The following is a 25,480-nucleotide window of genomic DNA, read 5'->3' as shown; positions in this document are numbered from 1 at the left end:
TTTGCTGCGCGGGCTGCCCGTTTTGGTTGGATGCGCGCCGGAGTTCGATCCGGTGCGGGCGCCCGACGATCCGGTGAAGTTGTTCACCGCGTGGCTGCTGCATGCCGTCGACAGCGGAGTCACCGAACCGCACGCGATGACGGTGTCGACCGTGTCCGGGTCGCGGCCGTCGGCGCGGATATTGATCCTCAAGGACGTCGATAGCGCCGGGTGGCATTTCGCGGTCAGCTCGGCGAGCCGCAAAGGTGCCGAGCTCGCCCGCAATCCTGCTGTGGCACTGACGTTTTACTGGCCCGCAGTGGGCCGCCAGGTCCGGGTGGAGGGCATCGCGCAGGCCGACCCGCCGCAGGTGGCCGCCGACGACTTCCTGGCCCGCTCCGAGGGCGCCCGGACGATGGCACTGACCGGGCGCCAGAGCGAGCCCTACTGCGATGCCGCGGAGATCAGTGCGGCGTTGGCGAAGGCTCGTCTGGAACTCGAGCGGTCCCCCGCCCTGGTCCCCGCCGACTGGGTGTCGTATGCGGTGCGGGCCGACACGGTCGAATTCTGGCAGGCGGACCCGGATCGCCGGCACCGCAGATTGCGTTATGAACGCGACGGCGCGGACTGGTCAGCGACTCGGCTCTGGCCGTAAGCGCGGCGTCAGCCGAACCGGGACGGCAGCTCCAGCACCTCGCCCAGGCGCCGCAGGTACAGCCACGGGATCACCGGCATGGCCAGGGTGATCGCCCCGGCCAGCCCGTAGCAGACCCATGAGCCGGTGTCCTTGCCGACTGCCATGAGATAGGTCGCTGCGGCGACCAGGGTCAGGGCGCCGCCGACGGCGCTGGCGAGCACGGTGACGCCACGCAGCAGCACCCGGTCCACCTGGGCCTGGTTGGGCAGCGCCGGGCGCTCGGTAGCCGCCCGCCGCCCCGGGGCGTCGAATCCGCGTTGCGGCAGCGGCGCACCCGGCCGCGCCGGCGTTCCGGCCCGGGGTGCGAAGTCGGCGCCTGGTGGGCCGGCTGCGCGGGCCCGCAGCAACACCGGGACAGCGGCCAGGATGACCAGCGCGGAGACACCGATGACGATGTACAGCAGGCCGTTGTGCGAGCTCTCGGCCGGCTGTTCAAAACCGCGCCCGAGATCTACCAGCGCGACCATCGCCGCCACGCTCATGCCCAGCAGCGTGAGCCAGATCGCGGCGCAGACACCGAGCAGCACCCGGTCGGTGACCTCCGGGGACTGGCCCGGGCGGGCGAAACGGTCTGCGATGTTTCGGCCGACCATCAGCAGCTCGTCGCCGGTGCGTCGTTGCTGTTGGAGGACAGCACCCTACCGTCGCTGCTGGTGATCGAGCAGTTGAGCTTGCTCAGCCGCAGCATGCTGGATGCCTCCACCGAGCCGACCTCCGACTGGGAGATCGGCGTCAACGTCAGCGACCACGGGATGTAGGCGTTGCGTTGAGTCCGGCGTTGTCCGGAGGCGTCGACGTAGGTAATCGTGATCTGGTCGAACGGTGCCTTGGTGCCGGTCACCGAGTAGGTCACCTGCATCGGCTTGGCCTGGGTGGTCGTGGTGGGCTCCGTTGTCGTAGGGGATGGTTCGGGAGATGGGGTCTCGGCCGGTGGCGGCGGGGGCGGTGGCTCCTCGCTGGACGGCGGTGGCGGTGGGGGCTCCTCGCTGGACGGCGGCGGAGGCGGCGGCAGCGTGGTGGTCGGGTGGCTGGTTCGGGTGATCTCATCCTGCACCGGCGGCTGCGACACCGTGGTGCTCGTCGTGTCGGGCGTGGCCAAGTCGTGGGTCTCACTGCGGGCGAACAGCAGCGCCACCGAGACCACCAGGGAGATCGCGGCGATGATCACGGTGACACCGACCACCCAGGGCCAGCGTGGCGTCTTGGCGTGCGGATCCGGCTCTTCGGGGGTGTCGTAGTTGTCGTACTCGTACAGCCGCGGATCCACCGGCACGTAGGGGCCGCTCAAGAACTGCTCGGACTCGGGAGCCGAATAGGCCTGCGAGTATGCCGTGTTGTTCGGCGTGGCCGCGGCTATCTCATCGATCGCCGGGATATCCGCGTCAGCGGCGGCGCCCGAGACGGCGTCTGAGGACGGCTGACCGGTGCCGGGGTCCTCGGCTTCAGAGCCCGCCTCCGGGGGATTCGGCCCGCTCATTCCCGCCTATCCTGTTCCACCGCGGCGCCCACGCGCGCCACACCCACCGCGGCCGAAATCAACCGCCGTTGGTCATTGTGCACCGGCAACCCTACCCAAGCGGGTTGACACGGCGGTGCGTGCGGACCGGCTCAGTGTTTCTCGGCGCCGATGTAGTACTCGAAGACCAACCCGGCCACGCTCGCCAGCACCATCGCCACGCCGCCCGCGATCAGCCACGGGAGCCACAACGCGATCGCGACGGCGACCACCGAGCCCGACAGCGCGATCAGGATCGGCCACCAGCTGTGCGGACTGAAGAAGCCCAATTCCCCGGCGCCGTCACTGACTTCGGCGGCCTCATAGTCCTCGGGGCGGGTGTCCAGCCGGCGGGCCACGAACCGGAAGAAGGTGGCCACGATCAGGGCCATCACCCCGGTGAGGATCAGGGCCGTGGTACCGGCCCACTCCACCCCGCCGGTGGCGAACAGTGTCGTCAGCGCGGCGTAGATGATCCCGACCACCACGAAGAAGGTGGCCACGAACTCGAACAGCCTGGATTCGATGCGCATGAGGTTGTCCCTACTTGTCGCTGGCGTTGGGGGCGAGCAGCCCGCGGCGGCTATCGAAGGGGTACGTGGTGATGGCCAGCGGCTCCTGCTTGATCGCCTCCAGCGCCTCGGCGTTGCTCTTCCCGGCCATGCGCTGGCCGAGGTAGGCCTTGAAGTCGTTGGGCGAGACCACCCGGACTTCGAAGTTCATCATCGCGTGGTAGGTGCCGCACATCTCGGCGCAGTGGCCGACGAACGCCCCTTCCTTGGTGATCTCGGAGACCTGGAAGGTGTTCACCTGGTTGTTGCGCTCGGGCCAGGCGATGACGTCACGCTTGAACAGGAACTCCGGCACCCAGAAGGAGTGGATGACATCGGCGGAGTTCAACACGAACTCGATGCGCTTGCCGCTGGGCACCACCAGCACCGGGATCTCGCTCGTGGTGCCGAGCGTCTCGACCTTGTCGAAGTTGAGGTAGGTCCGGTCGTCGGTGTTGAGTCCGCGGACCGGTCCGACCAGTTCCTCGCCGTGCTTGTCGACGCCTTCGGGCTTGGAGGCCATCGCGTCCTTGCGCTCCTGGTCGGCGCCCTCGTAGCTCAGCGTCCCGTCGTAGAAGTTGACCTTCTGGTAGCCGAACTTCCAGTTCCACTGGAACGCGGTGACGTTGACGACCACTTCGGGGTCCGGCTCGTGGTGCAGCATCTTCTCCTGCACCACGACGGTGAAGTAGAAGATCACCGCGATCGCCAGGAACGGCAGGACGGTGAGGCCGAGCTCCAGGGGCATGTTGTAGCCGAACTGGCGCGGGAGTTCGGTGTCGGTCGCCTTCTTGCGGTGGAAGATCGTCGACCAGAAGATCATTCCCCAGACGAGCCCGCCGATCGCGACCGAGGCGATCACCATGCCCAGCCACAATTTGTAGTTGGCCTCGGCCTCCGGGGTGATGCCCTTGGGCCAGCCGAAACCGACGACGTCGGTCCAGTCGAAGCTGCAGCCGCTGAGCGTCACCGCCAGCAGTCCGAGCGCGCCGGCCCCCGCCAGCGGTCGACGCAGACGGCTAAGCACAACGCCCTGCCCGCGACGTGTCACGTTGGTGCCTCCTCGAGTCACAGACCGGCCCGGTTCGAACCGGCGGAGCAGTCGAATACTACGCAGCGTAGACCACCCGGATGACCGAGGTTCGCGAGACCTGCCGGTTGGCCGATCGCGCTGGGTACCCGCCGCGCGGCCGCCCCACTCAAGTACCCGCCCTGCGCAGGCCCGCGCCGATGCCGGTGCGGCATACTAGGACCCGATGTGTGGACTGCTGGCCTTCGTGTGTGCCCCGGCCGGCACCGCCAACCCCGGCGCGGTCCCCGCCACCGACGTCAGCGACCTCTCCGGCATCGCCGCACGGGTCGAACGGGCAGCGCACCTGATGCGCCATCGAGGGCCCGACGAGCTGGGCACCTGGACCGGTGACGGCGTGGCCCTGGGCTTCAACCGGCTGTCGATCATCGACATCGAACATTCGCACCAGCCACTGCGCTGGGGGCCCGCCGAGCAACCGGACCGCTACGTGCTGGTGTTCAACGGCGAGATCTACAACTACCTCGAGCTGCGCGCCGAGTTGGCCGCGGCCCACGGCGCGGTTTTCCACACCGATGGCGACGGCGAGGCGATCGTCGCCGGCTACCACCACTGGGGCGCCGACGTGCTGCCGCGGCTGCGCGGCATGTTCGCCTTCACACTGTGGGACACCCTGCGCGGTGAGCTGTTCTGCGCCCGCGACCCGTTCGGGATCAAGCCGTTGTTCGTGGCGAGCGGACCGGGCGGCACCGCAGTGGGCAGCGAGAAGAAGTCACTGCTGGACCTGGCCGACTTGGTTGGTTTCGAGACCGGCGACGCCGGCATCGATATCCGCGCGCTGCAGCACTACACGGTGCTGCAGTACGTACCCGAACCCGAAACCCTGCACCGCGGGGTGCGCCGGCTGGAGTCGGGCTGCTGGGCGAAGATCAGCCCGGATCGGCCGGTTCCCGAGATCACCCGCTACTTCACGCCGCGCTTCGACGCCACGCCGATCACCCGCGACACCGAGCAGGCGCGCTACGACGAGATCACCGCGGTGCTCGAGGACTCCGTGGCCAAGCACATGCGGGCCGACGTCACCGTCGGCGCCTTTTTGTCGGGAGGGATCGACTCCACCGCGATCGCCGCGCTGGCGATACGCCACAACCCGAAGCTGATCACCTTCACCACCGGCTTCGAGCGGGAGGGCTTCTCCGAGGTCGACGTGGCCGCCGCGTCCGCCGAGGCGATCGGCGCCCGGCATGTGGTCAAGGTGGTCAGCCCGGCCGAGTTCGTCGCCGCCCTGCCCGAGATCGTCTGGTACCTCGATGACCCGGTCGCCGACCCGGCCCTGGTGCCGCTGTACTTCATCGCCCGCGAAGCCCGCAAGCACGTCAAGGTGGTGCTCTCCGGGGAAGGCGCCGACGAGTTGTTCGGCGGCTACACGATCTACCGCGAGCCGCTGTCGCTGCGGCCGTTCGACTACCTGCCCGCACCGGTGCGCCGGTCGATGGGCAAGGTGTCGCGGCCGTTGCCCGAAGGAATGCGCGGCAAGAGCCTGCTGCACCGCGGGTCGCTCACACTGCAGGAGCGCTACTACGGCAACGCGCGCAGCTTCTCCGACGAGCAACTGCGGGCGGTGCTGCCCGGCTTCTCCCCCGACTGGACCCACACCGACGTCACCGCGCCGCTGTATGCAGAGTCCGCCGGCTGGGACCCGGTGGCCCGCATGCAGCACATCGACCTGTTCACCTGGCTCCGCGGCGACATCCTGGTCAAAGCGGACAAGATGACGATGGCCAACTCGCTGGAGCTGCGGGTGCCGTTCCTGGACCCCGAGGTGTTCGCGGTGGCGTCACGGCTGCCGGTGTCGGCCAAGATCACCCGCACCACCACCAAGTACGCGCTGCGCCGCGCGCTGGAGCCGATCATCCCCGCCCACGTGCTGCACCGGCCCAAGCTCGGCTTCCCGGTGCCGTTGCGGCACTGGCTGCGCGCCGGTGAGCTGGTGGAGTGGGCCTACGCCACGGTGGCCGCCACCGGCGCGGACCACCTGATCGATGTCGCCGCGGTGCGCGCGATGCTCGACGAGCACCGCAGCGGGACCGCCGATCACAGCCGCCGGCTGTGGACCGTGTTGATCTTCATGCTGTGGCACGCGATCTTCGTCGAACACTCCGTGGTGCCGGCCATCAGCGAGCCGGCCTACCCGGTGCAGCTCTAAACGCTTCTCCTAACGTGCGGTTTCATCCGCAACGCGCCGCAGCGCACGTATGAAACCGCACTTCCGCGTAGGTGGAAACTATTTGAGCGCGGTGCCGATGTCGGCGGCCGCCGCGTCGCCGTAGGCGTCGGCCAGCCGGGCCAGCGCGCCGTCGCGGTCCCACGACCACTCCTGGGTTCCGGTGGACTCCAGCACCAGCACCGCCACCAGCGATCCCAGTTGCGCCGAGCGCTCCAGGCTCAGCCCGGCACTGCGGCCGGTGAGGAAACCGGCGCGGAAGGCGTCACCGACTCCGGTCGGGTCGGTCTGGGCCTTCTCCGGAACCACGCCCACGTGGACGCGGGAGCCGTCCGGGTGGACGATGTCGACACCGTTGGCACCCAGGGTGGTGACCCTCATCCCGACCTGCTTCATGACGTCGGCCTCGGTCCAGCCGGTCTTGGACAGCAGCAGGTCCCACTCGTAGTCGTTGGTGAACAGGTAGGCCGCGCCGTCGATGAGCCGGCGGATCTCCTCGCCGGTCAGCCGGGCCAGCTGCTGGGAGGGGTCGGCGGCGAACGCCAGGCCCAGCTTGCGGCACTCCTCGGTGTGCAGGAACATCGCCTCGGGGTCGTTGGCCCCGATGATCACCAGTTCGGGGTTGCCGACGTTCTCGACCACCTTGGCCAGCGAGATATTGCGGGCCTCGGACATGGCGCCGGGATAGAACGAGGCGATCTGGGCCATGTCGACGTCGGTGGTGCAGGTGAAGCGCGCCGTGTGCGAGGTCGCGGAGACCAGCACGTTGTCGCAGTTGACGCCGTGCGACACCAGCCAGTCGCGGTAGTCGACGAAGTCGTCGCCGGCCGCGCCGACCAAGGCGGCGTCACCGCCGAGCACGCCGATCGCGTAGGCGATGTTGCCGGCCACCCCGCCGCGGTGCACCACCAGGTCTTCGACCAGGAAGCTCAGCGAAACCTTCTGCAGGTGATCGGCCAACAGCTGTTCGGAGAACCGACCCGGAAAGCGCATCAAATGGTCGGTTGCGATCGAACCGGTCACCGCAATCGTCACTGACTATCCCCCTCGTGTGTGCACCGTGGACCTGAATGTGGGTTCCCACGGTAGCGGCCGGTGCAACCCGGTCCGTCGCCGGGCAGCGCCTAGCCGTCAGGCCGAGGGGCGGTTGCCGATGGTCAGTTGAACGAGTCGCCGCACGAGCACGAGCCGCCGGCGTTGGGGTTCTCGATGGTGAAGCCCTGCTTGTCGATCTGGTCGGCGTAGCCGATCTCCGCACCTTGCAGGTACGGGGCGCTCATCCGGTCCACGGCCAGCTTGACCCCGTTGAAGTCGGTGATCACGTCACCGTCGAGGGTGCGGTCGTCGAAGAACAGGTTGTAGCGCAGGCCGGCGCAGCCGCCCGGTTGGACCGAGATGCGCAGGGTCAGGTCGTCGCGGCCTTCCTGGGCCAGCAGCGACTTCACCTTGGCCGCGGCTTCATCGGTCAAGACCACGCCCTGAGACTCGGTGGTCGACTGGTCCTGAACAGTCATTGCGTCTCCCTATTGCGGTTGATTCGGGGCGGGCTCGCCTCGACTCGAAGCATCCAAGCCCACCGTCACAACGATACCGTGCGCCGAGGTGTTCCCTACTGAGCCGCCGGATCGGGGGAATCCGCCGGCCGGCTGCCGATCTGCGCCGCAAGCACCGTGGTCAGCCCGATCAGTTGGTTGGCCGCGTCCACCAGGGCCAGCCGCACGGATCCGGCGTGGTCGGCGATCGCCCGGGCGGCCACCACGCCGGCCGACCGCAGCGCCGGTTCGTCCAGGTCGATCTGACCGGCCAGCACCAGCACCGGCAGCTCCCGCGCCCGGGCCGCGGTGCACAGCGAACCGATCACCTTGCCGTGCAGGGACTGCTGGTCGAACCGGCCCTCACCGGTGACGAGGACGTCGGCATCGGCGAGGGCGGCCGCCAGACCGGTGTGGCGTGCCACGATGTCCGCCCCCGCTTCGGCGGTGGCACCCAGCGCGAGCAACGCCGCGCCGATCCCGCCGGCAGCGCCGGCCCCGGAGGCGGCGCTCACCTGCCGTCCCGCCGCGCTGTCCAGTTCGTTCGCCCACGCGCTCAGGCGGCTTTCGAGCACGGCCACGGTGGCAGCATCGGCACCCTTCTGCGGGCCGAACACCCGCGCCGCGCCCCATGGCCCCAGCAGCGGGTATTCGACGTCGCAGGCCGCGATCAGTTCTACCTCGGCGAGCCGCTGCCGGGCGGTCACCAGGCCGCCCAGTTCGTCGACCATCCCCCGCCCGCCGTCGGTGCTGGCACTGCCGCCGAGTCCGACCACGATCCGCTCGGCACCGGCCGTCAGCGCCGCCTCGATGAGCTGACCCACTCCGGCGCTGTGGGCGCCCAGCGCGGTCTGCGGCGACGGCGGGCCCCCCATCAGCGCCAAGCCGCAGGCCTGCGCACACTCCAAATAGGCGGTCTTGGATGCGACGTCCCAGAGCCATTCGGCGTCGGCCGGCTCGCCCAGCGGCCCACTGACCCGGCACCGCTGCACCGTGCCCGAACCGGCGGCGTCCAACCCGGCGGCCAGCACCGCGACGAACCCGGGGCCGCCGTCGGATTGCGGGGCGATCGCCAATCGGTCGCGGGGTCGGCTGCGGTGCCATCCGGTCGAGATGGCGGCGGCGGCCTGCACCGCGGTCAGGCTCTCGCCGTAGCAGTCCGGTGCGATCAGCACCCGCAGCACGGCCGTCCCCGGGGCGGCGGAGGTGCCGGGACCGGGGTGGTCAGCCATACCGGCAGGGTATCGAGCCACACGGACGCCGTCGGCGGCCGGGCAAGTAACCTGGCGGGCGTGAAGTTGCCGGGACGCAGGAAAGATGGGGCGGGTTCAGCGGGGGCCGCTGAACTCGTGAGTGGCGCCGTCGACCTCGACAGCGTCGATGCCGGGGACTCCGCTCGTTCCCGCGGCACCGCACCCAAGGGCCGGCCCACCCCCAAGCGCAACGCCGCCGCCAAACGTCGCGGCCCGGTGGCGCCGGCGCCGATGACCGCCGCCGAAGCCAGGGCCAGGCGCAAAAGCCTGGCCGGCCCGAAGCTGAGCAAAGAGGAGCGCCGGGCCGAGAAGGCCGAGCGGCGCGAGCGGATGGCCCAGCGCCGGGAGCGGATGATGGCCGGCGACGAAGCGGCCCTGCTCGAGCGTGACCGCGGCCCGGTACGCCGGTACGTGCGCGACATCGTCGACGCCCGCTACAACCTGCTCGGCCTGTTCATGCCGGTAGCGCTGGGCCTGATGTTCATCATGATGGCGGTCCCGCAGGTCCAGTTCTACATCTCGCCGGCGATGATGCTGCTGATGGTCGCGATGGCCGTCGACGGCGTCCTGCTGGCCCGCAAGGCCGGCAGGCTGGTCGACATCAAGTACCCGGACAACACCGAGGCCCGGTGGAAACTGGGCATCTACGCCGCCAGTCGGGCATCGACGCTGCGCCGGATGCGGGCACCGCGTCCGCAGGTGCGCCGCGGCGAACGCCTCGGCTGAGTTCGGCGCAGGGGCCGACAGCCGTGGACTCCGCAGAATTCCCGCCGGTCAGCCCGCCTGATGCGACGGTAGCTACCGCCGCCCGCGCACGGCAGAACGCCCTGACCAAGCCGGTGGGCTCGCTGGGGCGCCTGGAAGATTTGTCAGTCTGGGTGGCAGCCTGTCAAGGCCATTGCCCGCCAAGGCAATTCGACCGGGTCCGGGTGGTGGTGTTCGCCGGCGACCATGGTGTGACCCGCGCAGGGGTGTCCGCCTACCCGGCGGAGGTGACCGCGCAGATGGCCGTCAACATCGACCGGGGCGGCGCCGCCATCAACGCGCTGGCCGTCGTCGGCGGCGCCGGCGTGCGGGTGGTGGACATGGCCATCAACAGCGATGTCGGCGACTTGAGCGCCTACAAGGTGCGCCGCGGCAGCGGCGACATCGCCAGCGAAGACGCCCTGACCGCCGAGCAGACCGTGGCCGCGGTGGATGCGGGCCGCCGGATCGCCGACGAGGAAGTCGACGCCGGGGCCGACCTGCTCATCCCCGGCGACATGGGCATCGGAAACACCACTGTGGCAGCGACTTTGATCGCGGCACTGACCGGCGCCGAGCCCGTCGAGGCGGTCGGTCACGGGACCGGCATCGACGACGCCGGTTGGGTGCGCAAGACCGCGGCGGTGCGCGATGCGCTGTTCCGCTCTCGCGGGGTGTCCGATCCGCTGGGGTTGCTGCGCTGTTGCGGTGGTGCCGACCTGGCGGCACTGGCCGGGTTCTGTGCGCAGGCGGCGGTGCGGCGCACCCCGGTGCTGCTCGACGGTCTGGCGTCGAGCGCCGCCGCTCTGGTGGCCGACCGGCTGGCCCCCGGCGCGCGGGCGTGGTGGCAGGCCGGTCACCGCTCCCCCGAGCCGGCCCACGCGCTGGCCTGCGCGGCGCTGGGTCTGGAGCCGATCCTCGACCTGCGGATGCGGCTGGGCGAGGGCACCGGTGCGGCGGTGGCGCTGCCGGTACTGCGCGCGGCGGTGGCGACATTGGCCTCGATGTCCACCTTCGCCGAGGCGGGCGTTTCCGGGCCCGCCGCGGAGGCGCACGGGTGATCCGGTCGCTGGCCTCGGCGGTCGCGTTCGGGACGGCCGTGCGACTGGGCGGCGCCGGCGGTCCGCCGGGACGTGGGACGTTGACGGCCCTTCCGGTGGTCGGCGCCGTCCTGGGCCTTGTGGCGGCCGGGGTGGTCTGGGCCGGCGGGTTCGCATTCGGTCCCGGTAGCGCCTTGACCGGGCTGCTCGCGGTGGCGGTGTTGCTGGCCGCGACCCGCGGGCTGCACATCGACGGGGTGGCCGACACCGCCGACGGGCTGGGCAGCTACCGGCCCGCCGCGCAGGCACTGCAGGTGATGCGCGACGGCTCGACCGGACCGTTCGGCGTGGTCGCGGTGGTGCTGGTGATCGGCCTGCAGGCCTTGGCGTTGCCGATGCTCGATCCAGCGGGTATCGTGGTCGCGCTCTGCGCGGGGCGGGTGGCGGCGGTGCTGGCCTGTCGGCGTTCGGTGCCCGCCGCGTTGGGCAGCACGCTGGGTGCCACCGTGGCGGGCAGTCAGCCGCTGCCGGTGGCGATGGCCTGGGTGCTGGTGCTGGCAGCCGGGTCGACGGTCGCCGGTTCGGCGCCGTGGCAGGGGCCGGTGGCCGTCGCGGTGGCGCTGGGCGGCGCGTCGCTGCTGGTCAAGCATTGTGTGCGCCGCCTCGGGGGGATCAATGGCGATGTGCTGGGCGCCGCCGTCGAGTGGACCACGGCGCTGCTCGCGGTGCTGCTGGCCGCGCTCTAACCTCGCCCCGATAAGTAACAATTCTCCGAACAGATAGACATTTCTCCCCCCGGCGGGCTTATTCCCAGAGTAGGTTTGTATAAATGCCGCATTAACGGCTGGCCCACGGGAGAGGACTGACTCCGATGGCTCGGCACCACCGCTACAGCAAGCGGAGTCGCGAATCCCGCAAGGCGATGACCGAGGGCAGCAGCGACCCAGCGGACTATCCCGACGCCGATGATGCCGCGGCCGAAGATTGGCAGATGGGAACCGACGAACCCGACCCCCCGCCCGGTCCCCCACATTGAACCCGGCGGTCCAGCGAGGCTCGACGGAGGAGAGGCGAAGCTGGGACCGCCACATTGAACCCGGCGGTCCAGCGAGGCTCGACGGAGGAGAGGCGAAGCTGGGACCGCCGCATTAAACCCGCCGGTTCAGTCCAGCCGGGCCATCCAGCCGTGGGTGTCGGCGAAGGTGCCGCGCTGGATGCCGGTCAGGGTGTCGCGCAATGCCATGGTGACCTCACCAGGTGAGCCGTCGGCGATGGTGAACTCCCCGTCGGCGGACTTGACGTGTGACACCGGGGTGATGACGGCGGCGGTGCCGCAGGCGAAGACCTCGGTGATCTCGCCGGCGGCGGCCTTCTTCTGCCATTCGCCGACGTCGATCTTGCGTTCCTCGACCGCGAACCCGGCGTCAGTGGCCAACTGCAGCAACGAATCCCGGGTAATGCCGGGCAGCAGTGAGCCGGACAACTCCGGGGTGACCAGCCGCGCCGAGCCACCGGTGCCGAACACGAAGAACAGGTTCATCCCGCCCATCTCTTCGACGTAGCGCCGCTCGGCCGCATCCAGCCACACCACCTGATCGCAGCCGTTGTCGGCGGCCTGCGCCTGGGCAACCAGCGAGGCGGCGTAATTACCGCCGAACTTGGCCGCTCCGGTGCCGCCCGGGCAGGCCCGCACGTACTCCGTGGAGAGCCAGACGCTCACCGGTTTGATGCCGCCCTTGAAGTACGCGCCGGCCGGCGAGGCCATCACCAGGCAGCGGTACTCGTTGGCCGGCCGCACCCCAAGTCCCGGCTCGGTGGCGAAGATGAACGGGCGCAGGTACAGCGACTCCTCGCCGCCGGGCGCCGGCACCCAGGCCCCGTCCACGGCGATCAGCTGCCGCAGCGATTCGATGAACAGTTCGTCGGGAAGTTCCGGGATCGCCAGCCGCCGAGCCGACGCGCGCATCCGGGCGGCGTTGGCCTCCGGCCGGAACGACACGATCTCCCCGTCCGTCCAGCGGTAGGCCTTCAGTCCCTCGAAGACCTCTTGCGCGTAGTGCAGCACGACCGCCGACGGGTCCAGTTCGATCGGCCCGTAGGGCATGACCCGCGCATTGTGCCAACCGGCGTCGACGGTGTAGTCGATCGACACCATGTGATCGGTGTGGTACTTGCCGAAACCCGGTTCGGCCAAGATGGATTCGCGTACCTCGTCAGGAGTCGGGTTCGCTGTGACCGACACATGGAACTCGAGGAGGCCGCTTTTCATGCAGCGATTGTATAACCGGTGCGCTAGCGGGTTTTTGCCGTCACGAACGGCGGCTGTACCACCTCGCACTCCACCGCGCGACCTCGCACGTCGACGGTGAGTTGCGCGCCGGTATCGATGCCGGCATCGGCATCGATCAGCGCCAGCGCGATACCGGCCCGCAGCGTCGGCGAGAAGGTGCCCGAGGTGGTGATCCCGACCTGCCGGTCGCCGTCGAGCACCGCCAGATCGGCGCGCAGCACTCCCCGACCCGTGGCGCGCAGCCCGCGCAGCAGCCGGGCGGGACCGGCAGCCTTCTCCGCCAGCAGCGCGTCGCGACCGAAGAACGATTCCTTTTTCCACCCGATCGCCCAACCGCAGCGGGCCTGCAGCGGCGAGATGGCCGGCGACAATTCGTGACCGTGCAGCGGATAGCCCATCTCGGTGCGCAGCGTGTCGCGGGCGCCCAGCCCGGCCAGCTCGCCCCCGAGCTCGGTCACCGCAGCCACCAGTGCGTCGAACACCACGCCCGCCTTCTCCCAGGCCGGCAGCAGTTCGTAACCGTGTTCGCCGGTGTAGCCGCTGCGGCACACCCGCACCGGCACGCCCGCATACGAGGCATCGGCGAAGCCCATGTAGTCCATCTCGGTGGGCAGGCCCAAACCGGCCAGTACCTCGGTCGATCGCGGCCCCTGCACCGCCAGCACCGCGCGCGAACGGTGCTCGTCGGTGATGGTCACTCCGGCCGGCGCAGCCTGGTGTAGTGCAGCCACCACCGCCGCGGTGTTGGCCGCGTTGGGGACCAGAAAGATCTCGTCGTCGGCCACGTAGTAGGCGATCAAATCGTCGATGACACCACCGGATTCGTTGCAGCACAACGTGTATTGCGCCTTGCCCGGTCCGATCCGGTTCAGGTCGTTGGTGAGCGTGGCGTTGACGAACGCCGCCGCACCGGGGCCGCGAACCGTCGCCTTGCCCAGATGGCTGACGTCGAACAGGCCCACCGCGTCGCGGGTGGCGTTGTGCTCGGCCACCGTGCCGGCGTAGGACACCGGCATAAGCCAGCCACCGAACTCGGCGAAGCTGGCGCCCAGCTCACGGTGGCGGTCTTCCAGGGGTCCGTGTTGCAGTTCGCTCACGACGAGCCAGCCTAATCGGCACACTTGTGTACGTGGTTGATTGGGACGCGCTCGAAGCCGCGGGAATCGCCGACGCGCGGAGTCGCGCCGACCTCATCGAGTACCTCGACGCCCTCGGCTTCACCACCGAGCAGATGGTCGAGGCCGAGCGGCAGGGCCGGCTGTTCGGCCTGGCCGGCGACGTCGTCGGGCGCTCGGGCCCGCCCAGCTACACCCTGCGGACCGCCGCCGAGGCGTTGGCCGTGCCGGTCGGCGAGGTCGAGCGGGCCTGGACGATGCTCGGGTTGAGCGTCCCGAGTCCGGACACGCCCGCCCTGAGCCAGGCCGACGTCGACGGGCTGGCCACCTGGGTCGAGATGCGGTCCTACCTCGGCGAGCCGGTCGACGGCTTCCTGCGGGTGCTGGGGTCGACGATGGCGCGGCTGGCCGAGGCCGAGTCGTCGATGATCCGGATCAGTGAGCCCGACGTCTGGCTGGGCCACACCTTCGATGAGCTCACCACCGCGCGGGCCTGGCGCTCCGTCGCGACGTTCATCCCGCGCCTCGGCGCGATGATCGACGCCGTGCACCGCCAGCACCAGGTCAGCGCCCGAACGTTCCTGGAGGGGCTGGCGGCCGGGCCGACGTCCAGCATGGTCTGCGGCGTCGGCTTCGCCGACCTGACCGGCTTCACCGCCCTGACCCAGGTCCTCACCTCCGAGGAGCTGGCGAGCCTGCTCACCGACTTCGGCGGCAGCGTCGCCGACGTGGTGCACGCCGACGGCGGGCGGGTGGTCAAGTTCATCGGCGACGCCGTGATGTGGGTCAGCGCGAACGCGGAGCTGCTGGCGAAGGCCGCGACCGACCTGGTCAACCACCCGAAAGCCCGCAAAGTGGGCCTGCAGGTGCGCGCCGGGTTGGGCTACGGCGAACTGCTGGCCATCAACGGCGACTACTTCGGCACCCCGGTGAACCTGGCCGCGCGCCTGGTGGATGCCGCCGCCCCCCGACAGGTGCTGGCCTGCGCCGGCGTGGTCAAGGAGTTGTCCGGGTGGCCGGTCATCGCGCGAGGGCCGTTGACGCTCAAGGGATTCGAAGAGCCCGTCCCGGCATACGAGCTGGCCCTGGCCCCCGATCGTTAGGGTGGGTGCTTGTGAGCACCCAACCCGGATATCCCGCCCCCACCGTCACCGTCACCGACTCGCTGCCCTTCGAAACCAAGGGAGCCGCCGACGAGGCCGTGCTGATCGTGCCGGTCGTGTCGCCCGGCGACGAGTCTGAGCCCGTGGTCGCCGCGACCGAGCCGGCGCTTCCCGCCGAAGCGGTCGCCGAGATCGAGTCCGGGCTGCGGGCGCTCAACGCCAAGGGCGGCAGTGAGCAGGTGAACCGGCTGGTGGTGGCGTCGCTACCGGTGGCCAGCGTGCTGACCGTCGGACTGGGCAAGGCTCGCGACTCCTGGCCCGCCGATCTGGTCCGGCGCGCCGCAGGCACGGCGGCACGCTCGCTGAACGGCACCGCCGAGGTGGTCAGCACGCTGGCCGGGTTGCCCGGCGAGCCCGATGAGGATGTGGTGGCCGCCGCCGTCGAGGGTCTGCTGCTGGGCGGCTACCGCTTCACCGCGTTCCGCACCGACAAGACCGCCCCGAAAGATCCGGGTCTGCAAGCCGTCACCGTGGTCTGCGCCGCGGGCGACGCCGAGACGCGCGCGAGCCACGGCGCCGACGTCGCCGCCGCGGTCGCCACCGCGCGCGACTTCGTCAACACCCCGCCGAGTCACCTGTTTCCGGCTGAATTCGCCGAGCGGGCCCGCGCGTTGGGGGAAGCCGCCGGCCTGGACGTCGAGGTGCTCGACGAGCAGGAACTCACCGACGCCGGCTACGGCGGGGTGATCGGTGTCGGCAAGGGCTCCGCGCGCCCGCCGCGACTGGTGCGGCTGATCCACCGGCCCGCGGAGGCGACGTCAACCAAGCGGGTGGCGCTGGTCGGCAAGGGCATCACCTTCGACACCGGTGGCATTTCGATCAAACCGGCCGCCTCGATGCACCACATGACCTCCGACATGGGCGGGGCCGCTGCGGTGATCGCGACCGTGGTGCTGGCCGCGCGGCGACGGCTGCCGATCGAGGTGATCGCGACCGTGCCGATGGCCGAGAACATGCCGTCGTCCACTGCGCAGCGTCCCGGCGATGTGCTCACCCAGTACGGCGGCACCACCGTCGAGGTGCTCAACACCGACGCCGAGGGCCGGTTGATCCTGGCCGACGCGATCGTGCGGGCGTGTGAGGACGACCCGGACTACCTGATCGAGACGTCGACGCTGACCGGTGCACAGACCGTGGCGCTCGGCTCGCGCACCCCGGGGGTGATGGGCAGCGACGAGTTCCGCGACCGGGTGGCGGCGATCTCGCAGGCCGTCGGCGAGAACGGCTGGCCGATGCCCCTGCCCGACGAGCTCAAAGAAGACCTGAAGTCGACGGTCGCCGATCTCGCCAACGTCAGCGGGCAGCGCTTCGCCGGGATGCTGGTCGCCGGGGTGTTCCTGCGTGAGTTCGTGGCCGACGGGGTGGCCTGGGCACACATCGACGTCGCCGGCCCGGCCTACAACACCGCCGGCGCGTGGGGCTACACCGTCAAAGGCGGCACCGGCGTGCCGACCCGGACCATGTTCGCGGTGTTGGAGGACATCGCCGCAAACGGATAACGCCCCGCCGCGAGTCAGGCGCTGTCGTCTGCGCTCCCGGTGTGCTGCGCGGGGCGGTACGGGGTTTCCACCCCTTGTTGAAAAGACAGCGCAGCACTTTGAATCAGCATCAACACGGCGAAAACGACGACCCATACCCAGGCTTCTGTCGAGCTGAGGTGGGCTGTCACATCGGTTTTCGGCAGCGCCGCCATGGCGCGGACGATCGCCGCGATGATGACGACGGTGCTCAAATACGGAAACGCCGTCCGGATGCGCCCAGCCATGGGCCCGATCGGCGATTCGCTACGCCGTCGCCGGCGCCCGAGGAACCATCCGAGCGCGCAGACGACCCCGACGACCGCCGTGATGGGCAGCGACAACTGGTTGGCCTGATCCCACAGCGGCTGCAACGGCCGACGCGTCTGCGGATCACCGAGCGAGAGCGCCAAGTCGGTCAACGTCGCTTCCACGAAGAACACCGCGATCGGCGGGACCAGGACCGCCACGATGAACACGCAGTGTCTGATCAGTGCGCCGGCGGCACCCGAGACGAATTGCACGATGGCGTACAGCAGGATGTAGAGCGCGGCCACAAAAGATATGCCGCCCAACAGTTCCGCGGACGTGGCACGCCCGCTGGTCACCGCACAACCCTGTTCGCCCGACAGCAGACTGTATTGCGCCGCAGCCAGGAACAGCCCGAGGAATGCGTTCATCAGTGCTACGCCGGTGAGGGTTTCATGCTCGACCTCGCGTGCGTCCGGAACACCGTCGGTACGACGCCGATACGCACGATCCAGCACTAGATTGATGACGACGAACGCGAAACCGGCCAGCAGACCTGCCAGTTGCGCATAGTTACGGGCCACGATCGATATGTCGAAGCCGGTCCACAGCTCACAAGCCTCGGCGATCTGCTCAGCGGGCACCCGCGAGATATTAATGACGTGTCAGCGGCGGCAACGGTGGTTTAGCAGACTGCGTCGAGAACCGCCCGACCGCCACCTCGGTGTGTGCGCGCGATGGCGCAATGACAGGATGGTTTTCGACAGTCCACCTGGGCACCGCCCCTCCTCACCACTGACGTGGTATTCATGGGACGACGTGCAGCGACCGACCGATCGAGGAGTCAACAGCGATGGCGTTCTCAGTCCAGATGCCAGCACTCGGTGAGAGCGTCACCGAAGGAACCGTGACCCGCTGGCTCAAGAAGGAGGGCGACACCGTCGAGGCCGACGAGCCACTGCTGGAGGTCTCCACCGACAAGGTCGACACCGAGATCCCAGCGCCGGTGTCGGGCGTGCTGACCAAGATCGTCGCCGAGGAGGACACCACGGTCGAGGTCGGCGGCGAGTTGGCGCTGATCGGCGACGCCGGCGAAAGCTCCGGAAGTGCCGAGGAGCAAGCCCAGCCGGCCGAACAGCCTGCCGCTGCGGAGCCCGAGCCTGCTGCGGAGTCCGAACCGGCCGAGCCCGAGCCTGAGCCTGAGCCCGCTGCGTCCAAGCCTGCGGCGGCGGAATCGGGCGATGGCGGCACCCCGGTGCTCATGCCCGAGTTGGGCGAATCGGTCACCGAGGGCACCGTGACGCGCTGGCTGAAGCAGGTCGGTGATTCGGTGGAGGTCGACGAACCGCTGGTGGAGGTCTCCACCGACAAGGTCGACACCGAGATCCCCTCGCCGGTGGCCGGCACCCTGCTGTCGATCACCGCCGAAGAGGACGCCACCGTCGAGGTCGGCGGCGAACTGGCCAAGATCGGTTCGGCGTCGCAGGCCGCCCCGAAAGCAGAGCCCGCACCGGCACCCGAGCCGGAGCCGGAGCCGCAGGCCGAGCGCAAGCCCGAGCCGAAGCCAGAGCCGAAGCCCGAACCGAAGCCAGAGCCGGCAGCGCGGCCCGAACCCAAGCCCGAACCCGAAGCCGAGCCCGCGGCGCAGTCCTCCCCCAGCACCGACGCCACGCCGTACGTCACCCCGCTGGTGCGCAAGCTCGCCACCGACAACAACGTCGACCTGAGCCAGGTCACCGGCACCGGAGTCGGCGGGCGGATCCGCAAGCAGGACGTGCTGGCCTTTGCGGAGAAGCAGAAAGCACCGGCCGCCGAGCGTCGCTCGGCCCCGGCACCCGCGGCAGCCCCGACGCCGGCCCCGGTCTCGGCGCTGGCGCACCTGCGCGGCACCACGGCCAAGGCCAACCGGATCCGGCAGATCACCGCCAAGAAGACCCGCGAATCCCTGCAGGCCACCGCTCAGCTCACCCAGACCCACGAGGTCGACATGACCAAGATCGTGGCGCTGCGGGCCCGAGCCAAAGCCGACTTCGCCGAGCGTGAGGGCGTCAACCTGACCTACCTGCCGTTCATCGCCCGTGCGGTGATCGACGCGCTCAAGGCACACCCGAACGTCAACGCCAGTTACGACGAGGACGCCCGTGAGATCACCTACTTCGACGCCGAGCACCTGGGCTTCGCGGTGGACACCGAGCAGGGTCTGTTGTCCCCGGTGATCCACAACGCCGGCGACCTGTCGCTGGCGGGCTTGGCCCGGGCCATCACCGACATCGCCGACCGGGCGCGGTCGGGCGGCCTCAAACCGGACGAACTGTCCGGGGGCACTTTCACGATCACCAACATCGGCAGCCAGGGCGCGCTGACCGATACCCCGATCCTGGTTCCGCCGCAGGCTGCCATGCTCGGCACCGGGGCCATCGTCAAGCGGCCGCGCGTCGTCGTCGACGAGGCCGGCAACGAGTCGGTCGGGGTCCGGTCGATCTGTTACCTGCCGCTGACCTACGACCACCGCTTGATCGACGGCGCCGACGCCGGCAGGTTCGTGACCACGATCAAGAACCGCCTCGAAGAAGGCGCGTTCGAGGCAGAGCTGGGGCTGTAGCGGTCTAGGAGCTTTGGGAAGGGCGGCAAGAGGTTTCAGCTGTGGGCAACCCCATCGTCGCGATCGCCGGGTCGTCCGGGCTGATCGGTTCCGCTCTGGTGTCGGCCCTGCGTGCCGCCGACCATCGGGTGCTTCGGATCGTGCGCCGGGCACCGGCCAACGCCGGGGAGCTGCGCTGGGATCCCGAGGCCGGCGACATCGACGTGGACGCCCTGGCCGGAGTCGACGCGGTGGTCAATCTGTGCGGCATCGGCATCAGTGACCGCCGCTGGTCGGGGGCGTTCAAGCAGACCCTGCGCGACAGCCGGATCACCCCCACCGAAGTGCTGTCGGCGGCGGTGGCCGAGGCCCAGGTGCCGGTGCTGATCAACGCCAGCGGGGTCGGCTTCTACGGTGACACCGGCGCCCGCACGGTCGACGAGTCCGCCCCGGCCGGCGAGGGGTTTCTGGCCCGGCTCGCACAGGACTGGGAGTCGGCGACCGACACCGCCCGGAACGCCGGCGCCCGGGTCGTGCTGGCCCGCACCGGCCTGGTGCTAGCCCGTTCCGGCGGGCTCTTGGGCCGGCTGCGTCCGTTGTTCTCGCTGGGGCTGGGCACCCGGCTGGGCAGTGGCCGCCAATACATGTCCTGGATCAGCCTCGACGACGAAATCCGGGCGCTGCGGTTCGCCCTGGCCGAGTCGGCGATCACCGGTCCGGTCAACCTGACCGGGCCGGCCCCGGTCACCAACGCCGAGTTCACCGCCGCGCTCGGCCGGACGCTGAACCGGCCGGCACCGCTGCTGCTGCCCGGGTTCGCCGCCCGGGCCGCCTTCGGCGAACTTGCCGACGAGGGACTGCTCACCGGTCAGCGCGCCATTCCGGCCGCGTTGGAGCAGGCCGGCTTCCAATTCCGGCACAACACCATCGGCCAGGCGCTCAGCTACGCCACCGCCCGCCCTACCCCGCTTTAGCCCCGGGTAGCCTGCGAGCATGAGGTCCATCCGGTCCAGCACCGCGCCGCTGGATGTGCGCCAACTCGGCACCGTCGACTACGGCACCGCTTGGCAGCTGCAGCGTGACCTGGCCGACGCCAGGGTGGCCGGTGGCCCGGACACGCTGTTGCTGTTGGAGCATCCGCCCGTCTACACCGCCGGTCGGCGCACCGAGCCGCATGAGCGCCCGGTGGACGGCACGCCGGTGGTCGATACCGACCGCGGCGGCAAGATCACCTGGCACGGCCCCGGCCAGCTGGTGGGCTACCCGGTGATCGGCCTGACCGAACCGCTGGACGTGGTCAACTACGTACGGCGCCTTGAGGAATCACTCATCGAGGTGTGTAACACCTTGGGCCTCAATACCGTTCGGGTCGACGGCAGGTCCGGCGTGTGGTTGCCGGCCGACGGTGTCCGTCCCGCTCGCAAGGTCGCGGCGGTCGGCGTACGGGTGGCCCGCGCGACCACGCTGCACGGGTTCGCGCTCAATTGTGATTGTGACCTCAGTGCGTTCGGCTCGATCGTGCCGTGCGGGATCACCGACGCGGGCGTGACGTCGTTGTCCGCGGAGTTGGGCTTTGTGACCAGCGTGGACGATGTCCGGCGAGCGGTCGCCGGCGCGGTCGTCGACGCGCTCGACGGTGTGCTGCCGGTACGCGACCATCTCGAGCCGCGCGTAACATCGACCCGGTGAGCGCCGTCGAAGAAGGCCGTAGGTTAAGCCGTGCTGAGGCACGCAACGCCGAGACGCCGATCGAGCGCAAACCGCCGTGGATCAAAACCCGGGCCCGGATGGGGCCGAATTTCACCGAGCTCAAGGTCTTGGTGAAGCAGGAGAAGCTGCACACGGTGTGCGAGGAGGCGGGCTGCCCCAACATCTACGAATGCTGGGAGGACCGGGAAGCCACCTTCCTGATCGGCGGCGAGGTCTGTACCCGCAACTGCTCGTTCTGCTTGATCAAGTCCGGTAAGCCCCCCGAGCTGGACCGCGACGAGCCGCGCCGGGTCGCCGAGAGCGTGCAGACGATGGGCCTGCGGTACTCGACGGTCACCGGTGTGGCCCGCGACGATCTGCCCGACCAGGGTTCCTGGCTCTACGCCGAGACGGTGCGGGCCATCAAGGCCCTCAACCCGTCAACGGGTGTCGAACTGCTGATCCCGGACTTCGGCGGGCGGCCCGACCTGCTGGGCGAAGTATTCGAAACGCGCCCGGAAGTGCTGGCGCACAACGTCGAAACCGTGCCCCGCATCTTCCGGTTGATCCGGCCGGGCTTCAACTACGAGCGCAGCCTGAGCGTGTTGACCCAGGCCCGTGACGCCGGTCTGGTCGCCAAGAGCAACCTCATTCTGGGCATGGGCGAGACCCCCGAGGAGATCCGGGAGGCGCTCGCCGCTATCCACGAGGCCGGCGCCGAGCTGGTCACCATCACCCAGTACCTGCGCCCCTCCGAACGGCACCACCCGATCGACCGGTGGGTCAAGCCCGAGGAGTTCGTCGAGCACGCCCGGTATGCCGAGGAGCTCGGGTTCGCCGGGGTGATGTCGGGTCCGCTGGTTCGCTCGTCGTACCGAGCCGGCCGGCTCTACAAACAGGCCATGGCTCGTCGCGCCGAGCTGAACGGGATCGCAGCCCACGGCTGACAGCGGTCGGGGCTGCGTATCCTTGGTAGCTATGCCCAGACCGCGCACCTCCGCCGAGAACAAGGCTGCCCGGGCGGCGGCCAAAGCCACCCGCAAGGCAGCCGGCAAAGAGCGCCGCACCCAGCTGTGGCAGGCCTTCCAGCTGCAGCGCAAAGAGGACAAGCGGCTACTGCCCTACATGATCGGCGCCTTCGTGCTGGTCGTCGGGGTCACCACCGCGCTGGCGCTCAACGGCGGCACCTTCGCCAAGGTGACGACGATTCCGCTCGGCGTACTCCTGGGTGCGCTGGTGGCGTTCGTGATCTTCGGCCGCCGCGCCCAGCGGTCGGTGTACCGCAAGGCCGAGGGGCAGGCCGGTGCGGCGGCGTGGGCGCTGGACAATCTGCGCGGCAAGTGGCGGGTCACCCCCGGGGTGGCCGCCACCGGCCAGCTCGACGCCGTGCACCGCGTGATCGGACGGCCGGGCATCATCTTTGTCGCCGAGGGCTCGGCCTCCCGGCTCAAACCACTGCTCGCCCAAGAGAAGAAACGCACCGCCCGGCTGGTGGGAGACGTTCCGATCTACGACGTGGTGGTGGGTGCCGGTGACGGCGAGGTTCCGCTGGCCAAGCTGGAACGATTCCTGACCAAACTCCCGGCCAACATCTCGGCCAAGCAGATGGATTCCCTGGAATCGCGGCTGGCCGCGCTGGGTTCGCGGACCGGAACCGCGGCGATGCCGAAGGGGCCGATGCCGGCTGGGGCGAAGATGCGCGGTGTGCAGCGCGCGGTGCGCCGGCGCTAGCGGCTGCGCACCACGGCGGTCGCCGTTGCCCGGTCTTGCAGGCCGCGGCCGTCGGCGTCGGTGAACAGCGCCGGGACCACCAGCGCGATCAGCAGCCCACGGACCACGGCGCGCACGATCCCGACTCCCGGGCCGGCGCCGTCCACCGGGATCACCCGCAGCCCGCAGGCGTACTGGCCCGGTGTGAAGCCGAACAGCCGCAGCGCAGCCGCCCCGAGCACCACCCAGACGGCCAGCACCGCGGTCGCCAGCAGTTCCTGGCTCACCACGCCCAGCGCCAGGCCCAGGCCGGCGATCCCGTAGGCCACCAGCCAGTCGACGACCAGGGCCAGCACCCGACGCCCCGTCGAAGCCAACGAGCCGGGGCCGCTGGGCGGCAGACCCAGGACCTCCCCCGGGGCGCTGTCGGAGGGCTGCGGTCCGGCCGACTCCGGCCCGGACAGCCACGATGAGAAGGTGCGGCTCATGCCCCCTACGATAAGCGGGTTGGAACCCGACCCGGCTTCGGCGGGTCCTGCCGTCGTTGCGTAACCTCAGCAGCGGCAACCCCGGGCCCGACCGGGGCTACCAGCGGAGGAGAACACTTCTGTGACCGACAAGACGGCCGACGACATTCTCAAACTCGTGGCCGATGAGAACGTGGAGTACATCGACATCCAGTTCTGCGACTTGCCGGGCATGATGCAGCATCTGACGATTCCGGCGTCCACCCTCGACTCGAGGGTGTTCGAGGACGGGTTGGCCTTCGACGGTTCCTCGATCCGCGGCTTCCAGTCCATCCACGAGTCGGACATGATGCTGCTGCCGGACTTCTCCACCGCGCAGATCGATCCGTTCCGGGCGGCCAAGACCCTGAACCTGAACTTCTTTGTGCACGACCCGTTCACCCGCGAGCCCTATTCGCGGGACCCGCGCAACATCGCCCGCAAAGCCGAGAGCTACCTCACCAGCACCGGCATCGCCGACACCGCCTACTTCGGCGCCGAAGCCGAGTTCTACATCTTCGACTCGGTGAGCTTCGACTCGCAGATGAACGGCACCTTCTATGAGGTCGACTCCGATTCGGGCTGGTGGAACACCGGCTCGCCGACCGAGATCGGCGGCGGTGTCAACCGCGGCTACAAGACCCGCCCGAAGGGCGGCTACTTCCCGGTGGCGCCCAACGACCATTACGTCGACCTGCGCGACGCCATGACCACCAACCTCGCCAACGCCGGCCTGACCCTGGAGCGCGGACACCACGAGTGCGGTTCCGGCGGGCAGGCCGAGATCAACTACCGGTTCAACACGCTGCTGCACGCCGCCGACGACCTGATGCTGTTCAAATACATCATCAAGAACACCGCCTGGGCGCACGGCAAGACCGTCACCTTCATGCCCAAACCACTCTTCGGCGACAACGGCTCGGGCATGCACGTCCACCTGTCGCTGTGGAAGGACGGCGATCCGCTGTTCTACGACGAGGCCGGTTACGCCGGGCTGTCGGACATGGCGCGTCACTGCATCGGCGGCATCCTGCACCACGCCCCGTCGCTGCTGGCGTTCACCAACCCCACCATCAACTCCTACAAGCGCTTGGTGCCGCACTACGAGGCGCCGATCAACCTGGTCTACAGCCAGCGCAACCGCTCCGCGTGCGTGCGCATCCCGATCACCGGCACCAACCCGAAGGCCAAGCGGCTGGAGTTCCGTTGCCCGGACTCCTCGGGCAACCCCTATTTGGCCTTCGCGGCGATGCTGATGGCCTGTATCGACGGCATCAAAAACAAGATCGAGCCGGCCGCCCCGGTCGACAAGGACCTCTACGAGCTGCCGCCCGACGAGGCCGCCGACATCCCGCAGGCCCCGGCCACGCTGGCCCAGGTGATGGACAACCTGGAAGCCGACCACGAATACCTCACCGAGGGCGGCGTTTTCACTCCGGATCTGATCGAGAACTGGATCCGCTACAAGCGGGACCATGAGATCACGCCGATCAATCTGCGCCCGCACCCCTACGAGTTCGCGCTGTACTACGACTGCTGAGTCGAGACACTCAGAACGCGAGGTTGAAAAGGTCCGACGCATCGATCGCGTCGTCGAAGAGGCTGCCGATCCACACGACGGGGGTGGACGCGATCGCCGCCGGGATAATCTGGAAGAAGTCGACCCCGATTATCTGGAGTTGAGCCGAGATCGCATCCGACAGTGAGCCGTCCCCGATCGCCGTGTCGAACGCCTGGGTGGCACTGAGGATGGAATCGCTGGCGTTCTCCCACTGCTGGTTGAGCGGCGCGAAGAACAACTGGTCGATCAACTCCGACAGGGAGCCGGAATTCTCGAGGATGCTCGTTTCGGCCGGCACCAGATGGCCGTCCAATAGGGTTACCGTCCTGCCCAGCAGGTCCGGCAGGCGATGGAGTGCCTCAACCGCGGACAGCAGGTCGCCGGACAGGTCCGAACTGTCGATCCCGGTAAGGATGTCTTTGGCGTCGAGAAAATTCGTGCCGGCGATGCTCAACAGGTCGGTCGAATCGGCGCTGCTGCCGGCGACGGCGATACCGGCGAGCTGATCGGCGGCATCGGCGTGGGCGCCGCCCAGCCCGATCGTCAAGGCAACC

At 69.3% G+C, this 25,480-nt stretch carries 26 protein-coding genes; 14 read left to right on the top strand and 12 right to left on the bottom strand.

Going from position 1 to position 25,480, the window contains the following annotated elements:
• The first annotated feature begins 52 nt into the window (after window positions 1-52).
• Window positions 53-634 (top strand): pyridoxine/pyridoxamine 5'-phosphate oxidase, encoded by a 582-nt coding sequence (locus AC5Y31_RS05650; protein ID WP_499978744.1) that lies wholly within the window; start codon window positions 53-55, stop codon window positions 632-634.
• Window positions 635-642: 8 nt separating this feature from the next.
• Here the strand turns inward: AC5Y31_RS05650 and AC5Y31_RS05645 are convergent, their stop codons facing one another.
• The 4 genes from AC5Y31_RS05645 to ctaC form a co-directional block, all read right to left on the bottom strand.
• The gene (locus tag AC5Y31_RS05645) at window positions 643-1,269 is read right to left on the bottom strand and encodes a DUF2561 family protein (RefSeq protein ID WP_301636916.1); all 627 of its coding nucleotides are present in this window, start codon (window positions 1,267-1,269) and stop codon (window positions 643-645) included.
• Complete coding sequence (locus tag AC5Y31_RS05640) at window positions 1,269-2,153, bottom strand: MmpS family transport accessory protein (RefSeq protein ID WP_499978739.1); 885 nt, start codon at window positions 2,151-2,153, stop codon at window positions 1,269-1,271. The genes AC5Y31_RS05645 and AC5Y31_RS05640 overlap by 1 nt, the downstream gene beginning before the upstream one ends.
• A 131-nt stretch (window positions 2,154-2,284) precedes the next feature.
• A complete protein-coding gene (locus AC5Y31_RS05635) occupies window positions 2,285-2,704 on the bottom strand; it encodes a cytochrome c oxidase subunit 4 (RefSeq protein ID WP_065025293.1) in 420 nt (139 codons plus the stop codon).
• Window positions 2,705-2,714: 10 nt separating this feature from the next.
• Window positions 2,715-3,794, bottom strand: coding sequence for an aa3-type cytochrome oxidase subunit II (gene ctaC, locus AC5Y31_RS05630; RefSeq protein WP_234787438.1), 1,080 nt, complete (start codon window positions 3,792-3,794; stop codon window positions 2,715-2,717).
• Window positions 3,795-3,978: 184 nt separating this feature from the next.
• Here ctaC and asnB point away from each other — a divergent pair, with 184 nt between their 5' ends.
• Window positions 3,979-5,958: an asparagine synthase (glutamine-hydrolyzing) gene (asnB, locus tag AC5Y31_RS05625; protein WP_499978735.1), complete on the top strand. Its 1,980-nt coding sequence runs from the start codon at window positions 3,979-3,981 to the stop codon at window positions 5,956-5,958.
• 78 nt (window positions 5,959-6,036) lie between these two features.
• On the opposite strand, the gene AC5Y31_RS05620 is transcribed toward asnB, so the two are convergent.
• The 3 genes from AC5Y31_RS05620 to AC5Y31_RS05610 all read right to left on the bottom strand — a co-directional run bounded on the left by AC5Y31_RS05620 (window position 6,037) and on the right by AC5Y31_RS05610 (window position 8,740).
• Window positions 6,037-7,011: a carbohydrate kinase family protein gene (locus tag AC5Y31_RS05620; RefSeq protein ID WP_499978733.1), complete on the bottom strand. Its 975-nt coding sequence runs from the start codon at window positions 7,009-7,011 to the stop codon at window positions 6,037-6,039.
• A 122-nt stretch (window positions 7,012-7,133) separates the two neighbouring features.
• The gene (locus AC5Y31_RS05615) at window positions 7,134-7,490 is read right to left on the bottom strand and encodes a HesB/IscA family protein (RefSeq protein WP_065025289.1); all 357 of its coding nucleotides are present in this window, start codon (window positions 7,488-7,490) and stop codon (window positions 7,134-7,136) included.
• A gap of 95 nt (window positions 7,491-7,585) precedes the next feature.
• Window positions 7,586-8,740 (bottom strand): glycerate kinase family protein, encoded by a 1,155-nt coding sequence (locus AC5Y31_RS05610; RefSeq protein WP_499978730.1) that lies wholly within the window; start codon window positions 8,738-8,740, stop codon window positions 7,586-7,588.
• 60 nt (window positions 8,741-8,800) lie between these two features.
• Here AC5Y31_RS05610 and AC5Y31_RS05605 point away from each other — a divergent pair, with 60 nt between their 5' ends.
• The 4 genes from AC5Y31_RS05605 (at window position 8,801) to AC5Y31_RS05590 (ending at window position 11,581) form a co-directional block, all read left to right on the top strand.
• Complete coding sequence (locus AC5Y31_RS05605; protein ID WP_065025288.1) at window positions 8,801-9,487, top strand: DUF3043 domain-containing protein; 687 nt, start codon at window positions 8,801-8,803, stop codon at window positions 9,485-9,487.
• Between the two features lie 23 nt (window positions 9,488-9,510).
• A complete protein-coding gene (cobT, locus tag AC5Y31_RS05600) occupies window positions 9,511-10,566 on the top strand; it encodes a nicotinate-nucleotide--dimethylbenzimidazole phosphoribosyltransferase (protein ID WP_499978726.1) in 1,056 nt (351 codons plus the stop codon).
• The gene (locus AC5Y31_RS05595; protein WP_499978724.1) at window positions 10,563-11,291 is read left to right on the top strand and encodes an adenosylcobinamide-GDP ribazoletransferase; all 729 of its coding nucleotides are present in this window, start codon (window positions 10,563-10,565) and stop codon (window positions 11,289-11,291) included. The genes cobT and AC5Y31_RS05595 overlap by 4 nt, the downstream gene beginning before the upstream one ends.
• A gap of 125 nt (window positions 11,292-11,416) precedes the next feature.
• A complete protein-coding gene (locus tag AC5Y31_RS05590) occupies window positions 11,417-11,581 on the top strand; it encodes a hypothetical protein (protein ID WP_165607353.1) in 165 nt (54 codons plus the stop codon).
• A gap of 126 nt (window positions 11,582-11,707) precedes the next feature.
• Here the strand turns inward: AC5Y31_RS05590 and AC5Y31_RS05585 are convergent, their stop codons facing one another.
• Together AC5Y31_RS05585 and gcvT are read right to left on the bottom strand one after the other, a co-directional pair.
• Window positions 11,708-12,814, bottom strand: a complete 1,107-nt coding sequence (locus AC5Y31_RS05585; protein WP_301636904.1) for a branched-chain amino acid aminotransferase — start codon at window positions 12,812-12,814, stop codon at window positions 11,708-11,710.
• 23 nt (window positions 12,815-12,837) lie between these two features.
• Window positions 12,838-13,932 (bottom strand): glycine cleavage system aminomethyltransferase GcvT, encoded by a 1,095-nt coding sequence (gene gcvT / locus AC5Y31_RS05580; protein ID WP_499978721.1) that lies wholly within the window; start codon window positions 13,930-13,932, stop codon window positions 12,838-12,840.
• 32 nt (window positions 13,933-13,964) lie between these two features.
• Here gcvT and AC5Y31_RS05575 point away from each other — a divergent pair, with 32 nt between their 5' ends.
• Window positions 13,965-15,053: an adenylate/guanylate cyclase domain-containing protein gene (locus AC5Y31_RS05575; protein WP_499978720.1), complete on the top strand. Its 1,089-nt coding sequence runs from the start codon at window positions 13,965-13,967 to the stop codon at window positions 15,051-15,053.
• Window positions 15,054-15,064: 11 nt separating this feature from the next.
• The gene (locus AC5Y31_RS05570) at window positions 15,065-16,612 is read left to right on the top strand and encodes a leucyl aminopeptidase (protein ID WP_499978718.1); all 1,548 of its coding nucleotides are present in this window, start codon (window positions 15,065-15,067) and stop codon (window positions 16,610-16,612) included.
• Window positions 16,613-16,626: 14 nt separating this feature from the next.
• Here AC5Y31_RS05570 and AC5Y31_RS05565 read toward each other — a convergent pair whose 3' ends face one another.
• A complete protein-coding gene (locus tag AC5Y31_RS05565) occupies window positions 16,627-17,523 on the bottom strand; it encodes a hypothetical protein (RefSeq protein ID WP_065025886.1) in 897 nt (298 codons plus the stop codon).
• A gap of 209 nt (window positions 17,524-17,732) precedes the next feature.
• Here AC5Y31_RS05565 and sucB point away from each other — a divergent pair, with 209 nt between their 5' ends.
• Genes sucB through AC5Y31_RS05540 form a run of 5 tightly spaced genes read left to right on the top strand, consistent with a single transcriptional unit; the run spans window position 17,733 to window position 22,880 of the window.
• Window positions 17,733-19,481 carry a 2-oxoglutarate dehydrogenase, E2 component, dihydrolipoamide succinyltransferase gene (gene sucB, locus AC5Y31_RS05560; protein WP_499978716.1) on the top strand — a complete coding sequence of 583 codons (1,749 nt, stop codon included), beginning with the start codon at window positions 17,733-17,735 and terminating at the stop codon, window positions 19,479-19,481.
• A gap of 41 nt (window positions 19,482-19,522) precedes the next feature.
• Complete coding sequence (locus AC5Y31_RS05555) at window positions 19,523-20,434, top strand: TIGR01777 family oxidoreductase (RefSeq protein ID WP_065025888.1); 912 nt, start codon at window positions 19,523-19,525, stop codon at window positions 20,432-20,434.
• A 19-nt stretch (window positions 20,435-20,453) separates the two neighbouring features.
• Window positions 20,454-21,149, top strand: coding sequence for a lipoyl(octanoyl) transferase LipB (gene lipB / locus AC5Y31_RS05550; RefSeq protein WP_065025889.1), 696 nt, complete (start codon window positions 20,454-20,456; stop codon window positions 21,147-21,149).
• Window positions 21,146-22,096, top strand: coding sequence for a lipoyl synthase (locus AC5Y31_RS05545; RefSeq protein WP_065025890.1), 951 nt, complete (start codon window positions 21,146-21,148; stop codon window positions 22,094-22,096). Before lipB ends, AC5Y31_RS05545 begins: the two co-directional genes overlap by 4 nt.
• Window positions 22,097-22,127: 31 nt before the next feature.
• Window positions 22,128-22,880 carry a DUF4191 domain-containing protein gene (locus AC5Y31_RS05540; protein ID WP_065025891.1) on the top strand — a complete coding sequence of 251 codons (753 nt, stop codon included), beginning with the start codon at window positions 22,128-22,130 and terminating at the stop codon, window positions 22,878-22,880.
• On the opposite strand, the gene AC5Y31_RS05535 is transcribed toward AC5Y31_RS05540, so the two are convergent.
• Window positions 22,877-23,347, bottom strand: a complete 471-nt coding sequence (locus AC5Y31_RS05535; RefSeq protein ID WP_499978714.1) for an RDD family protein — start codon at window positions 23,345-23,347, stop codon at window positions 22,877-22,879. The two genes, AC5Y31_RS05540 and AC5Y31_RS05535, sit on opposite strands and share 4 nt — an antisense overlap.
• Window positions 23,348-23,468: 121 nt before the next feature.
• Between AC5Y31_RS05535 and glnA the strand changes: the two genes are divergently transcribed.
• Window positions 23,469-24,905 carry a type I glutamate--ammonia ligase gene (glnA, locus tag AC5Y31_RS05530; RefSeq protein ID WP_499978712.1) on the top strand — a complete coding sequence of 479 codons (1,437 nt, stop codon included), beginning with the start codon at window positions 23,469-23,471 and terminating at the stop codon, window positions 24,903-24,905.
• 10 nt (window positions 24,906-24,915) lie between these two features.
• Here glnA and AC5Y31_RS05525 read toward each other — a convergent pair whose 3' ends face one another.
• Window positions 24,916-25,473 (bottom strand): hypothetical protein, encoded by a 558-nt coding sequence (locus AC5Y31_RS05525; protein WP_499978710.1) that lies wholly within the window; start codon window positions 25,471-25,473, stop codon window positions 24,916-24,918.
• Window positions 25,474-25,480 lie beyond the last annotated feature (7 nt).

It is taken from the genome of Mycobacterium sp. NGS18, assembly GCF_059813185.1.
Note: the sequence above shows the minus strand (reverse complement) of the source record. Positions and strands in the feature narration are given on the sequence as shown.